Source organism: Capnocytophaga leadbetteri, assembly GCF_003054025.1.
Classification (GTDB): domain Bacteria; phylum Bacteroidota; class Bacteroidia; order Flavobacteriales; family Flavobacteriaceae; genus Capnocytophaga; species Capnocytophaga leadbetteri.
In genome coordinates, this window is the sequence record NZ_QBKG01000001.1 from 420,865 (window position 1) to 435,626 (window position 14,762).

16 protein-coding genes are annotated in these 14,762 nt (G+C 41.3%); 2 read left to right on the forward strand and 14 right to left on the reverse strand.

Annotation, left to right across the window (positions count from 1 at the left end):
* Window positions 1–26 precede the first annotated feature (26 nt).
* Both C8P65_RS02065 and C8P65_RS02070 read left to right on the forward strand, forming a co-directional pair.
* Complete coding sequence (locus tag C8P65_RS02065; RefSeq protein WP_107780879.1) at window positions 27–395, forward strand: DUF1573 domain-containing protein; 369 nt, start codon at window positions 27–29, stop codon at window positions 393–395.
* A gap of 152 nt (window positions 396–547) precedes the next feature.
* The gene (locus C8P65_RS02070) at window positions 548–1,363 is read left to right on the forward strand and encodes a hypothetical protein (protein ID WP_107780881.1); all 816 of its coding nucleotides are present in this window, start codon (window positions 548–550) and stop codon (window positions 1,361–1,363) included.
* 79 nt (window positions 1,364–1,442) lie between these two features.
* On the opposite strand, the gene asnS is transcribed toward C8P65_RS02070, so the two are convergent.
* The 14 genes from asnS to C8P65_RS12050 form a co-directional block, all read right to left on the reverse strand.
* On the reverse strand, window positions 1,443–2,873 hold the full coding sequence (gene asnS / locus C8P65_RS02075; protein WP_107780883.1) for an asparagine--tRNA ligase: 1,431 nt from the start codon (window positions 2,871–2,873) through the stop codon (window positions 1,443–1,445).
* Window positions 2,874–2,910: 37 nt separating this feature from the next.
* Window positions 2,911–4,572 carry an MBOAT family O-acyltransferase gene (locus C8P65_RS02080; protein ID WP_107780885.1) on the reverse strand — a complete coding sequence of 554 codons (1,662 nt, stop codon included), beginning with the start codon at window positions 4,570–4,572 and terminating at the stop codon, window positions 2,911–2,913.
* A 2-nt stretch (window positions 4,573–4,574) separates the two neighbouring features.
* On the reverse strand, window positions 4,575–6,032 hold the full coding sequence (locus C8P65_RS02085) for an SGNH/GDSL hydrolase family protein (protein ID WP_107780887.1): 1,458 nt from the start codon (window positions 6,030–6,032) through the stop codon (window positions 4,575–4,577).
* A gap of 4 nt (window positions 6,033–6,036) precedes the next feature.
* Window positions 6,037–7,926: an ABC-F family ATP-binding cassette domain-containing protein gene (locus C8P65_RS02090; protein ID WP_107780889.1), complete on the reverse strand. Its 1,890-nt coding sequence runs from the start codon at window positions 7,924–7,926 to the stop codon at window positions 6,037–6,039.
* 97 nt (window positions 7,927–8,023) lie between these two features.
* Entirely contained in the window at window positions 8,024–9,250 is a 1,227-nt protein-coding gene (locus C8P65_RS02095) for a BaiN/RdsA family NAD(P)/FAD-dependent oxidoreductase (RefSeq protein WP_107780891.1), read from the reverse strand.
* 89 nt (window positions 9,251–9,339) lie between these two features.
* Entirely contained in the window at window positions 9,340–9,774 is a 435-nt protein-coding gene (locus C8P65_RS02100) for a PepSY-like domain-containing protein (protein WP_107781156.1), read from the reverse strand.
* A 1-nt stretch (window position 9,775) separates the two neighbouring features.
* Window positions 9,776–10,222: a PepSY-like domain-containing protein gene (locus tag C8P65_RS02105; protein ID WP_107780893.1), complete on the reverse strand. Its 447-nt coding sequence runs from the start codon at window positions 10,220–10,222 to the stop codon at window positions 9,776–9,778.
* Window positions 10,223–10,277: 55 nt separating this feature from the next.
* Window positions 10,278–10,673, reverse strand: coding sequence for a PepSY-like domain-containing protein (locus C8P65_RS02110; protein WP_107780895.1), 396 nt, complete (start codon window positions 10,671–10,673; stop codon window positions 10,278–10,280).
* A gap of 26 nt (window positions 10,674–10,699) precedes the next feature.
* Entirely contained in the window at window positions 10,700–11,374 is a 675-nt protein-coding gene (locus C8P65_RS02115) for an ABC transporter ATP-binding protein (protein WP_009390441.1), read from the reverse strand.
* Complete coding sequence (locus C8P65_RS02120) at window positions 11,374–11,940, reverse strand: Smr/MutS family protein (RefSeq protein ID WP_245887281.1); 567 nt, start codon at window positions 11,938–11,940, stop codon at window positions 11,374–11,376. The genes C8P65_RS02115 and C8P65_RS02120 overlap by 1 nt, the downstream gene beginning before the upstream one ends.
* The gene (locus C8P65_RS12045; protein WP_009390439.1) at window positions 11,927–12,085 is read right to left on the reverse strand and encodes a hypothetical protein; all 159 of its coding nucleotides are present in this window, start codon (window positions 12,083–12,085) and stop codon (window positions 11,927–11,929) included. Before C8P65_RS12045 ends, C8P65_RS02120 begins: the two co-directional genes overlap by 14 nt.
* A gap of 4 nt (window positions 12,086–12,089) precedes the next feature.
* On the reverse strand, window positions 12,090–13,262 hold the full coding sequence (pncB, locus tag C8P65_RS02125) for a nicotinate phosphoribosyltransferase (RefSeq protein WP_107780896.1): 1,173 nt from the start codon (window positions 13,260–13,262) through the stop codon (window positions 12,090–12,092).
* Between the two features lie 122 nt (window positions 13,263–13,384).
* Window positions 13,385–14,578, reverse strand: coding sequence for an aspartate aminotransferase family protein (locus tag C8P65_RS02130; protein ID WP_107780898.1), 1,194 nt, complete (start codon window positions 14,576–14,578; stop codon window positions 13,385–13,387).
* Window positions 14,575–14,751, reverse strand: coding sequence for a hypothetical protein (locus C8P65_RS12050; RefSeq protein WP_009750791.1), 177 nt, complete (start codon window positions 14,749–14,751; stop codon window positions 14,575–14,577). The genes C8P65_RS02130 and C8P65_RS12050 overlap by 4 nt, the downstream gene beginning before the upstream one ends.
* Window positions 14,752–14,762: the final 11 nt, after the last annotated feature.

The following is a 14,762-nucleotide window of genomic DNA, read 5'->3' on the forward strand; positions in this document are numbered from 1 at the left end:
TAATTTATAATTTAATTTTTTATACTATGAAAAAGTTTTTAACATTTCTATTTTTAGCATTTTTTGGTGTAATGGCTTATGCCCAAGACGCAGAAATTTCATTCAAAGCAGAAGAAATCGACTATGGTAACATCAAACAAGGTGCTGATGGCGTGCGTGTGTTCGAATTTACTAACACTGGTAAAGCACCGCTCGTAATCACTAACGTAGCTTCTTCTTGCGGTTGTACTGTTCCTTCTTGGACAAACCAACCTGTAGCACCAGGGGCTAAAGGAAAAATTGAAGTAAAATACGATACCAATCGTGTAGGCCCAATCAGCAAAACGATTACCGTAACTTCTAACGCTAAAACCAATCCCGTAAAAGGATTGCGCATTAGAGGTAATGTTCAATAATCCATAACTATTTATATTTTAATTACTCCTAAAAGTCGCCTACTTTCCCTATACCCTGTAGGCGACTTTTTTTGTTAAAGTTGTTATAAAAAAGAACGGGGTATCATTATTTTGCATATCTTTGCCCCGAAAAAACTAAATAAAAATAAACAATGAAATTACACGCAATCACATTCGCGGCAGCTCTTTTTGCTGCTCATTTAGCTACCGCTCAGGTAGAACAACCTATGGTAGGTACAATTACTGAAACTGTTTCTTCTACAGTTATATTAGGCTCTGATGTGGCTACTCAAGCACAGCAAGAGGCTGCCCTAAAAGCTGAAAAAGAACAGCTCAAAGCACAACAACAAGCGCAAAAAGAACAAGAAAAAGCCCTAAAAGCTGAAGAAAAAGCGCTAAAGGAAAAAGCTAAAGCTGAAGAAAAAGCCAAGAAAGAAGCTGAAAAAGCTGCTAAAGAAAAGGCTAAAGCAGAAAAAGAAGCTAAGAAAGCTGAAGAAAAAGCTGCTAAAGAAAAAGCTAAAGCTGAAAAGAAAGCTAAAAGAGAAGCAGAAAAAGCCAAAAAAGCTGAAGAAAAAGCTGCTAAAGAAAAAGCTAAAGCTGAAAAGAAAGCTAAAAGAGAAGCAGAAAAAGCAGAAAAAGCCAAAGCTAAGGCTGAAAAGAAAGCTAAAAAAGAACAAGAAAAAGCTGAAAAAGCCAAAGCTAAAGCTGAAAAAGAAGCTCAAAAGAAAAAACAACAATTGAGCAAAGCTAATAGCGAAGTAGCTAAAGTAGAAGCTAAAATAGTTAAAGCTAAAACCGATTTAGCTAAAGAGCAAAACAAATTCGATATGAAGAAAGCTAAAGGGGCTCTTTCTCCTCAAGACGAAGCTAAATTCAAAGGCAAATTGCTCAAAAAACAGCAAAAAATCAACAACTTAGGTCTAGACCTTATCAAAGCTAAAGAACGCGTAAACAAATACTCTATGTAAGCCATTACGCTTCAACCATAAAAAATAGAGGACTATCATTGTGATAGTCCTCTATTTTTATTTACCTTTTAAATGTCTATTAAAACTCAGCACTCTGCGGAGTACGTGGGTAAGGTATTACATCGCGTATATTAGTCATACCGGTAGCAAAGAGTACCAAACGCTCAAAGCCTAATCCAAAACCACTGTGTACAGCAGTACCAAACTTGCGGAGGTCTAAGTACCACCAAAGAGTTTCTTCGTCCATATTCAGATCTGCAATTTTCTTTTTAAGTACCTCATAGCGCTCTTCACGTTGCGAACCTCCTACTATTTCGCCAATACCAGGGAAGAGGATATCCATAGCGCGTACCGTCTTACCATCGTCATTTAAGCGCATATAAAACGCTTTGATGTTTGCCGGATAGTCATAGAGTATCACAGGGCATTCAAAATGTTTTTCTACCAAATAACGCTCGTGTTCGCTTTGCAAGTCAATACCCCATTCGTCTACAAGGTATTGGAATTTCTTCTTCTTATTGTGGTTGCAATTCTTTAGTATATCAATAGCCTCAGTATAGCTTACGCGTTTAAAGTCGTTGTTTATCACAAACTCTAACTTCTCAATAAGCGACATAGAGCTGCGTTCTTGCTGTGGTTTGCCTTTTTCTTCTTCTAAGAAACGTTTGTTGAGGAACTCAAGGTCATCACGACGCACTTCTAAGGTGTATTTTAGCACATACTTAATAAAGTCTTCAGCCAAATTCATATTGTCGATAAGGTCGAAGAATGCCATTTCAGGCTCTATCATCCAGAACTCGGCTAAGTGGCGTGAGGTATTAGAGTTTTCAGCGCGGAAAGTAGGTCCAAAAGTATAAATCTTACCAAGAGCCATTGCAAAAGTCTCACCTTCTAACTGTCCTGATACGGTAAGGTTAGTTTCGCGTCCGAAGAAGTCTTTTTTGTAATCTATCTTTCCATCTTCAGTTAGCGGTGGATTTTTAGCGTCTAAAGTCGTTACGCGGAACATCTCGCCAGCTCCTTCAGCATCGCTACCGGTGATGATGGGCGTATTTACGTAGAAAAAGCCGTTATCTTGAAAGTATTTGTGAATAGCATATGCCAGAGTAGAGCGTACGCGCATCACAGCGCTAAAAGTATTAGAGCGCACGCGTAGGTGGGCATTTTCGCGCAAAAACTCAAGAGAGTGTTTTTTAGGCTGTATAGGGTATTCTTCAGGATTACTGTCGCCTAATATACTAATAGTAGTAGCTTGTACCTCTACTGCTTGTCCTTTCCCTTGACTTTCTACCACTTGTCCTTTCACTTCTATAGCGGCTCCGGTAGTGATGCGCTTTAGTAGTTCAGGGTCTGTATTTTCAAAATCGACCACTACTTGCACATTCTCAATAGTCGAGCCGTCATTTAGGGCGATAAAACGGTTGCTGCGGAAGGTGCGTACCCACCCTTTAAGGGTGATTTCGCCCTGTATGCTTTTTCCTTCTTGCAATAATTGTTTGATATACAACATAATTCTGATTTTTTATAATGTCTAATTAATTGTGTTTTTAAAACTGGAAATATATAAACGGTTGAATGTCGGTAGAATACGCCTGATAACAGATAAGCACTACTACTAAGGTTATAGCTACTTTCACTGTGTAATGACTTTGGGCAAATACGTACTCTATATAATCTTTCCAACGTTGTGGCAACCAATGGGTGATATACCCAATAACGATGATAGCCAGAGGTATATTATTGTGCCTTATGATGCTCATTACCGAATCCCAGTCCATATTATGGGCTACTTGTGCAAACCACTGATTCACTCCCTCCATATCATTACTGCGGAAGAAAATACGGGTAAAAGTGATAAACGAAAAGGTAAAAAGTATCTTCCAAGCTCTTGCCACCCAAGAGGTACTATTCTCATACGGACTTACTTTGCGCCAATATTTATAGGCAATTACCCCCAAGCCATTGAGTCCACCCCAAATAGCGAACTTCCACGCAGCTCCGTGCCATAGCCCCCCGATGAGCATTGTCAGCATTATATTGATGTTGGTAGTGAGATACCGCTCAAAAGGTTTGTAGAAAAACGCCACTACTGACCCTATGATTAATAGCGAACCAGTTATGAGGGTAAAGGTGAGATTGCCAATAGCGACCACTAATATCACTACGAAGATGAGCGAGAATACAAAGGTACCCAAGGTACTATTCCGATTGCCCCCTAGAGGTATGTATAGATAATCTTTTAGCCACGTAGAGAGTGAGATGTGCCAGCGCTTCCAGAAATCGCCGCAGTTGAGCGCTTTGTAAGGAGAGTTAAAATTCACAGGCAGCTTAAAGCCTAAGAGCAAAGCCACCCCTATAGCAATATCAGTATAACCAGAGAAGTCGCCGTAAATCTGTAGCGAATAGCCTATCAGAGCCAATAGGTTCATAAAACCTGTGTGCATAGCAGGGGCATCAAATACTTTATCGAGGAAGTGCATTGCTATAAAGTCAGCAAAAATCATCTTCTTGATAAGCCCTTTCAGAATGAGGAAAATAGCCTTGTTAAACTCTTCTTTGCTAACAACTGTTTTCTTTAGAATCTGTGGCACAAACTCTTCGGCTCTCACTATAGGCCCTGCTACTAACTGAGGAAAGAAGCTTACATAAAAACCAAAATCCAACATTGATTTCAGTGGAGCTATCTTCTTTCGGTAAATATCTACTGTATAACTGATGGTCTGAAACGTATAAAACGAGATACCTACTGGCAGTATAATATCGTCAACGCTGAAGTACCCCTTATAATTGAAGCCATTAGCCCAATAAGCTAAATAGTTGAATGTTTGGTGGTGAGTCTGAAAGAGAACGTTATAGGTATCAGTGAAGAAATAAGCGTATTTAAAATACGAAAGTACTAATAAGTTCAGACAGACACTTATTGTTACCGCTATTTTGCGGCGTAGTTCCTCTTGATGTTGGTCGATGTAATGCCCTAAATAGAAGTCGGTGACAGTGCTAAATACTAATAATAAGACGAATAAACCACTGGCTTTGTAATAGAAATAGAAGCTGGCTATCAGTAAAAAGAGATTTCGCAAGTGTCTTCGTTTGTATATAAGCGCAAAAACCGCATACACCAAAGCGAAGAATATCCAAAAGTCTATTCGCACAAAGGTGAGCGGGTGTTGTGGGTCAAAGGTAAAGAAATTATTAAAAAAATCTGTCATAATTATTCCACTGAGGCAAGGTCGTTATGTAGGCACTGATAAAACACTTCTGATATAAGTTTGGTACCTTTTGGACTAAAATGTACGTAATCTGAGGCGGCCATTCCTTGTTTTACCCAAGAAATCATTGAGTTTTCACCACCCATAGCTTCGTACATACTAAAGTAAGCTACATCATTCTTCATACATTCTTCTTTCATCAGGTCGTTGAGCTTAGGTAGGAAAGGATAAGTGAGTCGTTGCCCATTGCGCGAGGTGGTCATATCACCAGGGCCTAACAGCATAAACATAGCGTTAGGGTTAGCGCGTTTTACCCATTTCATATTGAATATTAGCCCCTCTACGTATTCTCTTAACTGCTGGTCTGTCTTCATATAGGGGATAGTATTCCCTCCGTATTGGAATATGAAAAGGTCGGGCTGACGGTCTACTGACATTTGTCGGTAGTTCTCATAATTCATACGCGTAAAGATGCGTCCTGCCTCGCCTCGCATCGCCACATTATCCATGCGTACACCTGTGTCGGCATCGAGGGTAACCCCATAAAAATCAGGACTTACACGTGCTTCTAATTCTATTTTGAGCTCTTTAGGTGTAGTAGCAAAATTTAGCTTGTAGTTGTGGTATTTGCCATCTGAAATAAGGCTATCTGTTTTGATAATATTGCCGTTTTCATATACTTTTATCTTCACCTTCCCCATTGCATTACCGTAGTGCAAGCCAAATTTAGTATAGTGTTGCAATCGTGCATACGATTTAGCTGAAGGTTTTATAGTAAAAGTAGCTTTACTCACCGGTAGTCCGGTAGTATCTTTGGCATAATTAGTAAAACGCGAGTAGGTAGCAAATAGTCCATACATATCGTGCCCTACCTTGCGACGCTGTTTGCGGTCGAAAAAGGCGTAACGCACCCAATTGCCCGAGGTGGTTATATCTATACTATTTTGGTTATACACCACTTTTATAGGGAAGAAACCAGGGCCTCCACCATTGAAAGCAAGTTGTAGTCTGTTGCGCACATAGCCAGTGATGCGGTCGCCTTCTATTTGCGAGTCGCCGTAGTGTACTATTTGGCAAACTCCTTGTCTGAGCTTGTTTTTCAAACGTTTAATATAGTCTATACGGTTGCCGGGGTAATATATTTTGCCCTCTACATTGCTCTCTAACTTATGTAGACTGTCATTGGCAATAGTGTCATTCGTTGCCAGTTTGTCAGTCTTTTCATCTACAATAGTATTGGTCTCTTTGATGAGCTCATTTAGCTTGTTGTTTTCTTTCTCTTTTGATTTAAACAGCATCCCCAATATATCGGGGGTAGGATACCGTAGCATAGTGTTGCCAAAGGATATACCCTCTCGCACCGTACCGCTATCGGTGATGTGATAACTGCTAAAGAGCGTCATTGTAAAAAGGGCTACAAGTACGCCTATGATAAAAAATAAAATTTTCTTAGGGTGCATATCGTTAGCTCATTAGGTTTTCCCATTCAGTCATCAGTTCCTCCAGCATTTTCTTTTTCTGTTCGTATTCTTTATAATAATCATTGCTTTGTACTCCCTGCCCCATCTGCACATCCATCTGTTTTAGTTCCTCTTCGAGGGCAGCAATTTGGTTTTCTATCTTATTGAGCTTGTTTTGGGCTGCTTTCTGCTGTTTTTGTTGCTCAAAACTTAGCTTTTCAGCACTTGCAGCTGCTTTAGTAGGGGCAGAGACCGTTTCTTTTTGCTGCTCCATCTCTCTAAAGTTAGCTACGGCACGTTGTTCTAAGTAGAAATCTATATCGCCGAGATATTCTTTTATGTTCTTATTCTTAAATTCGTATACTTTATCAGTTAGCCCTTGCAAGAAATCACGGTCGTGCGACACGATAATGAGCGTACCTTCAAACTGCTGTAGGGCTTTCTTTAGCACATTCTTCGATTTGATGTCTAAGTGGTTAGTAGGCTCGTCCATTACTAACACGTTGAAGTCTGAGAGCAACATTTTAGCCAAAGCTAATCGGTTGCGCTCGCCTCCTGATAGTACTTTCACTTTCTTGTCTACCTCATCGCCTCTGAAGAGAAAAGAACCAAGTATATCGCGTATTTTCATACGGTTAGTGTCATCGGCGGCGTGGTACATAGTATCGAGTACTGTCAGCTCACCGTCTAAATAGTCGGCTTGGTTCTGAGCGAAATACCCTAACTGTACATTGTGCCCTAACTTAATAATGCCTTGGTAGTTGGTTTCGCCTATAATCATTTTGGCAAGGGTCGTTTTTCCTTGTCCGTTTTGTCCTACAAAAGCTATCTTGCTGCCTCGTTCTACTAACAGACTCACGTGGCTTAGCACCTCTTTTTCGCCGTAGCTCTTCGATACATCGTCTATCTCCAATACCACTTTACCGGGGGTAACCGATACGGGGAAGCGCACATTCATCACAGCATTGTCTTCTTCGTCTACCTCTATGCGATCTATTTTGTCGAGTTTTTTGATAAGAGATTGTGCCATAGAGGCTTTAGAAGCCTTAGCACGGAACTTTTCTATCAACTTCTCTGTTTGTTGTATCTTTTTCTCCTGATTTTTCTGCGAAGCGAGCTGTTGTTCGCGTATTTCTTGCCTAAGTTCTAAAAACTTGCTGTAAGGTTTGGGGTAATCGTATATTTTGCCTACCGAAATCTCTATGGTACGGTTGGTTACATTGTCTAAAAACATCTTATCGTGCGAAACGATTACCACAGCGCCACTATAAGTAGTTAGGAATTGCTCTAACCATATAATCGATTCGATATCTAAGTGGTTAGTGGGCTCGTCCAGCAGCAAGATGTCATTGTTTTGCAATAGCAATTTAGCCAACTCTATACGCATACGCCAGCCACCCGAAAAGCTATCCGTTAGCTTGTCGAAATCACTGCGCTGAAAGCCTAACCCCAAGAGTACTTTTTCGGTCTCGCCTTGGTAAAGGTAGCCCCCGATAAGGTCGAAGCGGTGGGTATAATCGCTTAGCATATCTAGTAGATTGTGATAACTTTCGCTCTCGTAGTCGGTGCGCGTTTCTATTTGGTGGTGTATATCGTCTAACTTTTGCTCTAATGTTTTGATTTCGCCAAAAGCCTGATAGGCTTCCTCTAGAATAGTACGCCCTTTTACGAAGTCGATATCTTGCTTTAGGAAGCCGATGCGCACATCTTTGTCAGCTGCTATAGTGCCAGAGTCTGGTTTTAGCTCACGCGAAAGCAGTTTGAGCATAGTTGATTTACCTGCTCCATTTTTGCCGATAAGCCCTACACGGTCGCCCGCATTGAGCATAAAAGCTACCTCTTCAAAAAGGTATTCGCCTTGAAAAGAAACAGATAAGTTATGAACGTTAAGCATAGAAACTAATTACAATATTACAAAAACGCGGCAAAGATACAAAACAATTGACAATTGACAATTCAAAAAACAAAATTCATAACTCAAAAATCAAAAATTACAAGGCTTCACTGATAAGATAGCCTCCTGTCCAAGCGTTTTGGAAATTAAAACCACCCGTAACAGCATCAATGTCTAGCACTTCACCTGCTAAGTAAAGATGCTTAAATAGCTTGCTCTGATAGGTTTTGAAGTCTATTTCTGAGAGTTTCACTCCGCCTGCTGTTACGAATTCTTCTTTGAAGGTGTTTTTGCCAGTAATACTAAAGCGACTTTGGGTCAGTGCTTTAGCTAACTGTTGTAGTTGAGATTTATTGAGTGATGCCCATTGCTGAGCAGAGGCAACTCCGGCACTTTCTAATAAGGCTTCCCATAGGCGTTTGGGTAGCTGAAATAGGGTAATGCTTTGCACTGCTTTGCGTCCGTGCCTCTGTTTGCAATCTTGTAGTAGCAGGAGTACCTCGTCATAACTAAGGGCTTGCTCATCAGCTGTTGCAAAATTGACTTCCATAAGGCACTGATAGTTTAATGAGGCTAACACTCTTGCCCCCCAAGCTGAAGCGCGCAATACAGCAGGGCCGCTAAAGCCTTTGTGGGTGAAGAGTAGCGGTGCTCTTTCGCTTATCTGAAGAAATTCGCCTTTTTGAGAGAAAAGCTGTACTGTAGCGGTTACGGCTATACCCGAAAGAGTTGTAGCCCATTCGGTAGCCGTCTGAAAGGTAAAGAGCGAAGGCACAGGGGGTACTATAGTATGCCCTAAATCGGCTAAGAGCTGCCATATTTTGGGGTTACTACCTGTAGCGATAACAAGCCGTTTTGCCATAAAAGTACGGTTAGCAGTGCGCACTTGCCACCCTTGCTCACTTGGGGTGATGGCTTGTACATTCTGTTGGGTGAATAGCTCTATACTTTCCTGGGCTATGGCTTTCAGAAAGCAATTTATGATACTTTCTGAACTATCTGAAGCCGGAAATACGCGTCCATCATCTTCTGTTTTTAGGGGGACACCGTGCGCCTCAAACCACTCCATCACATCGCCGCACATAAACCGGTGAAACGGACTGAGGAGTTCTTTATAACCACGCGGATAGTTACGCACTAATTCAGCAGGAGTAAAAGTAGCATTGGTGAGGTTGCAACGGCCGCCCCCCGAAATGCGTACTTTTTGTAGTACCTCTTTGCTTTTCTCGAGAATCGCTATGCTGAAATCGGGATGCTTTTCAGCAGCATTGATAGCAGTAAAAAAGCCCGCAGCCCCACCGCCTATAATCAAAAGGTCGTACATAAAATAATTGACAATTGATAATTAACAAAAAGAAACTTTGCCAAAGTCTTTCCTAAAAAACACTTTGGCAAAGCTTATTCAAAAGAATTTTACTTTACTTCTATAAAGTTAAAATTATCGTCAAATTTTAGTTTTTGTCCATCAGTAACTTTTACTTTGTAAGTTTTTTTGGAGATACTGTGTGATATTTCTTTGACAGATTCAAAGGGGAAAGTGGCAGTTACGTGAGCTAATATTTTCTCAGGAACTACGTGATCAGGCACCTTTCCTGTATGTGCTTTTATCTCTTTCCAATCACCTTCGCCGTTAAACTCTATTTCAAGCCCATCTTTGAAGATAACAGAGAATTCTTCATCTTTATAATCGACATCTTTCCATACTGAATTGATGTCGGCTACTAAAAAGTGTTGCCGTACAAAGTTGATTGCATCAGCAGGTAGTTCGTTAAAATCTACTTTTCTGTCTTGTGCTGTAGCTACTTGTAGCGAAAAAGCAGCTAAGATAGCAAATACTATTTTTTTCATATTAGTCATCTATTTTTAAAAATTTACCATTCAAATTAAAATCTAAGTCCAATCCGTTAGAGAGGCTTACCTCATATTTTCTTCTTTCTTTCTGAATTTCTTTGATGAGGACATTAGGATAATTTTTGTGTACGTATTTGCTTATTTTAGCAGGTACTATTTTAGCAGGTACAGCTCCGTTGCGCGCTTTTACTTCTTTCCAGTCGCCATTAGCACGAAATTCTACTTCAGTGCCATCGGCAAAGAGTACGGTGTAATCTTCTACTCTACCATTTTCATTGTCTTGCCATACTGAAACGATGTTATTGGGAGAAAAGTTCTGATTGATAAATGTTTGTGCACTAGCAGGCAGTGACTGAACAGGTATCAATCCGTCTTCTTGAGCATTAGCTACCCCAAAAGCAAATAGGGCAAAAGCTACAGTTGATAATTTTTTTAATGTATTCATTTTATTATTATTTATTTGATACAATTTTTTTTGAAAGCAAAAGTAATGCCATTTTTTAATAATTACCTATAGGGTCGCCTGCTTTATTGAAAAACAAAGCACTTTTAGAACCTACAATTTCTACTTTATAGCCTATGTTAGTCTTGCTAATCGCTTCAATGATGAAAGAGCGTTCAGCAGCATAATCGGCTATTTTCTTAGGGAAGAAATCAGTTGGGATACTATTGCCGTCTTCGGCTTCTACTTTTTGCCAATCGCCGTTTTCAGCAAATTCTATTTCGGTGCGATCTTTCAGTTTAACTGAATAGCCATTCGTATCACTCTCGCGCTCTACTTCTTGCACCGTTGTATGCGCAAAATAAGTGCTGATAAAATTGTTGGCTGACTGAGGTAGCGAAGTACAAGCTGTTAGCCCGCAAACCATAAGGGTCATTAATAAGATTTTCTTCATAAATGTATACGTTAATTTTAAAGTTACTAATCTGCTAATTTGCTAATTATCTTTCCGTCTACCATTACTAACTTTCTATCAGCCATAGCTGCTAATTCCTCATTATGGGTTACGATTACGAAAGTCTGGTTAAACTCTTTTCTGAGCTGAAAAAACAGTTGATGTAGATGCTCTGCACTCTCAGAGTCGAGGTTGCCACTGGGTTCGTCAGCAAATACTACATCGGGCTGGTTTATCAAGGCTCGAGCTACCGATACTCGCTGCTGTTCGCCCCCCGAAAGGGCATTAGGCTTATGATGGGCTCTTGCCCCCAAATGCAGAAAGTCTAATAACTCCATAGCGCGCTTTTCAGCTTCTTTTTTGCCAACCCCTTTGATAAAGGCAGGAATACAAATGTTCTCTAAAGCTGTAAATTCGGGCAAGAGTTGGTGAAACTGAAAGATAAAACCTATATGCTCATTGCGGAATTTAGCAAGGTTTTTAGACGAAAGAGCTAATATGTCTGTACCGTTGATACGCAGTGAGGCTTCAGTATTAGCATCTGGACTGTCTAAGGTGCCTAAAATGTGCAGCAAGGTAGTCTTTCCTGCCCCTGAGGCTCCTACTATCGATACTATTTCAGCTTTTGCTACCTCTACCGATACGCCTTTGAGCACTTCCAACGTTTTATAGGTTTTGTGTATGTTAGTGGCTTCAATCATTATTTTGCTTTTTGGTAGATATACACTTCGGTGGCGCCCACCCCATATTTGGCATATTCGGCATCATAGAAAGTAACATTAGAATAGCGACCCAACAGAAACTCTAATTCGGTGCGCAACACTCCTTCGCCTACCCCGTGAATGAACACTACCCGCTGAATGCGCTGAGCGATAGCGAACTCTAATTGGCGACGTGCTGTTTCGAGTTGAAGGGTAAGCATATCATAATTGGTCATATTCCTTGTAGAATCAACTAATTGTTCGATGTGCAAATCTACCTCCATTGGGGGTATGGACTTTTCGCGCTTGGTAAGGGGTGCTTTCTGACGTCTTTTAGGGAGCACATCTTTTCTGAGGCTTTCCTCATCTATCGTAGCAAAAGCACTTTTTATAGGCACTTCCTCACTGATAACCACTACTTCGTCGGCGCGAAAGCTAAGCTCAAAACCTTCGGTGCTGAGCATTGTTACCTCTTGTGGCGTAACGCGCACTACGTGTCCTTTTATGGTGTCGTCTAATACTTCTATGTAATCTCCTATATTCACTAATTTGCTAATTGTCTTCATTTTTAGAGGATAAACCTCTTGATACGAGATAGACCCCAGCCATTAGCAAGGAAACCCCTACTACTAATAGCACTTGGTCGTACTCCGGAAAAAGATACCGCGATAAGGCTACCGCAATACCTGCTATCATCAATGCGTATTTCATAAGATTATTCAATTCCTAATATTCCTTTTGCAAGGGCTATCATCTTAGGGTCGCCTGTATGCTTGTTAGGCTCGTCCGATAGTTTTACGGTAGGTACCCATTCGTCATCGCTGGTTAGTACTTCAGTTAGCTTCATCACTATATTCATAGGGCGCAAGCCTACATCGTTAGTCAGGTCGGTGCCTATACCAAATGAGATGCCTATCTTGCCTTTGCACGCCTCAGTAATAGCCTGTACTTTCTTAGGATTTAGTCCGTCAGAGAAAATAATGTATTTTGATAGCGGGTCGATGCCCATTTTCTTATAGTGTGCTATGGTTTTTTCGGCAAATACTATCGGGTCGCCGCTGTCGTGGCGTACCCCGTCAAAAAGTTTGCTGAATTTCTTGTCGAACTGCTTAAAGAACACATCGGTAGTGTAGGTGTCTGATAGCGCTACCCCAAGGTCGCCTCTGTACACATCTACCCAGTGCTCTAATGAAAGGGCGTTTGCCATTTTGTAGCTGTACTCGGCAGCGTGAAACATAAACCACTCGTGGGCGTGTGTGCCTATCGGTTTTACCTTGTATTTCATAGCGAAATGCACATTGCTTGAGCCCATAAAGGTACTACCATAGCCTTCTAAGAGGGTACGCATCACGATGTCGTGTACGTGGTAAGAATGTCGCCTACGGGTACCAAATTCGGCAAAAACTACTCCTAACTCTTTGTATAACAATTCTTTTTCTCTGGTATTAGCAATTACCTGAGCGTCTGTCCACGCAGTAGCATTCATTAGCTGGTAGTACAATTCGCTGATGATAGACAGTAAAGGCACTTCCCAAAGAATAGTGCGATACCAATGTCCTTCAACAGTTACCTTTAGGTTGCTACCCTCTTGGGTGATATGCACCTCTGAGGGGTCGTAGCGATAGCCCTCTAAAAAATCTAAGTATAGCGGACTTAAATAGGGGCAATTCTTCACCAAGAAAGCTTTTTCGTCTTTAGTGACTTTAAGTTCTGCCATAGCATCAACAGCGGCGCGTAGGGCTTTGTCAAACCCTTCGGGAAACTCGTGTTTACCCCTGTTGATAAAGGTATAGCGCGCTTTAGTTTTTGGGAATAGCTGCACCACTCCGCACTGCATTGTGAATTTGTAAAAATCGTTATCTAATAAAGATGTTAGTACTTTGCTCATATTGATAGATTTGTCGATTTGTCGATTTGCTAATTTGTCGATTTCTCGGCAAAGATAATAAATAATCTTAAATTAGCAACCTTTCCTCTTGTTTTTCGTCTCTTGTCTGTCGTCTTTTGTTTTTAGAACTTCGTTTTTGCAACCTCAAGAGCTTCTAAGATGATGTCGCAACCCTCTTTTATTTCGGCTTCGCTGAGGGTGAGCGGAGGCGAAAGACGTACAGCACGACCTTCGAACAGCAGCCAATACACTATTAGCCCTCTGTCTTGACAATAGTTAATCACAAAATCAGCTATTTCTGAACTCTTAACGATAACCGCTAACATCAGTCCTTTGCCGTTTACACTCTCTATAAGCGGGTGCTGTAGGTACTGACGGAAAAGCTTTTCTTTCTCTAAGGTTTGAGCCATTAGGTCGGTGGTGAGCAGCTGGTTGAGAGTAGCCAAAGAGGCTGCTGCAATCACGGGGTTACCGCCAAAGGTGGTGATGTGCCCCATTTTAGGGTTGTTTGCCAATAGCTGCATACGCTCGTATGACGATACGAAAGCCCCCACCGGCATACCGCTTGCCATACCCTTGCCTATAGCGATAATATCGGGGGTGATGCCGTAGTTCTGAAACCCAAAGAGCTTACCGGTGCGCCCGAAACCAGGTTGTATTTCGTCTATAATCAGCAGGGCGCCTACCTCTTCGCAACGGCGTTTTACTTTGATAAGATAATCGTTTTGAGGTTCTATAAAGCCCGCGCCCCCTTGTATGCTTTCTAAAACTACCCCAGCCGTGCGCTCGGTTATTTTCAGTATATCAGCCTCGTTGTTAAACTCTATAAAATCTACATCGGGTAGGAGCGGACGAAACGGACGCTTGCGCTCCTCATAGCCCATTAGGCTCATCGAGCCCTGCGTGTTGCCGTGATATGCATTTTTGGCAGCAATCAGTTGGGTGCGCCCTGTTACGCGCTTCGCCAACTTTACTGACCCCTCAATGGCTTCCGTACCCGAATTTACCAAATAGGTAGTGTTGAGTTCGGGGGGTAGTTGTGCCGCAAGGAGCTTGCAGAAATCTACCGCAGGCTTTTGTATGTACTCGCCATACACCATTACGTGCATATAAGTAGCGCATTGCTCTTGTATTGCTTTCACTATTGCAGGGTGGCAATGCCCTAAGGTACAAGCCGATACTCCTGCTACAAAATCTAAATATTTCTTACCGTCGGTAGTGTAGATATAGCTACCTTCGGCGCGCTCTACCTCCAACAATCGCGGATAGGGTGAAGTAGGAGCTTGATATTTTAGAAAATCTTGTTGTTGATTCATTCTTTTTCTTCTTTTATAATTTTAACCATTGGGCTGGGGTCTATACGGCTAATAGCATTCCCTTTGTATCGCAATTCAAAAAAGCCATTAGATTTGCCTTGTATAGTGCCGTTAATATACAATTTAGCTTTTAGTATTGATGAGTTGTCAAAAGTAGCATCTTGTATTTTCAAATCGTATGCTT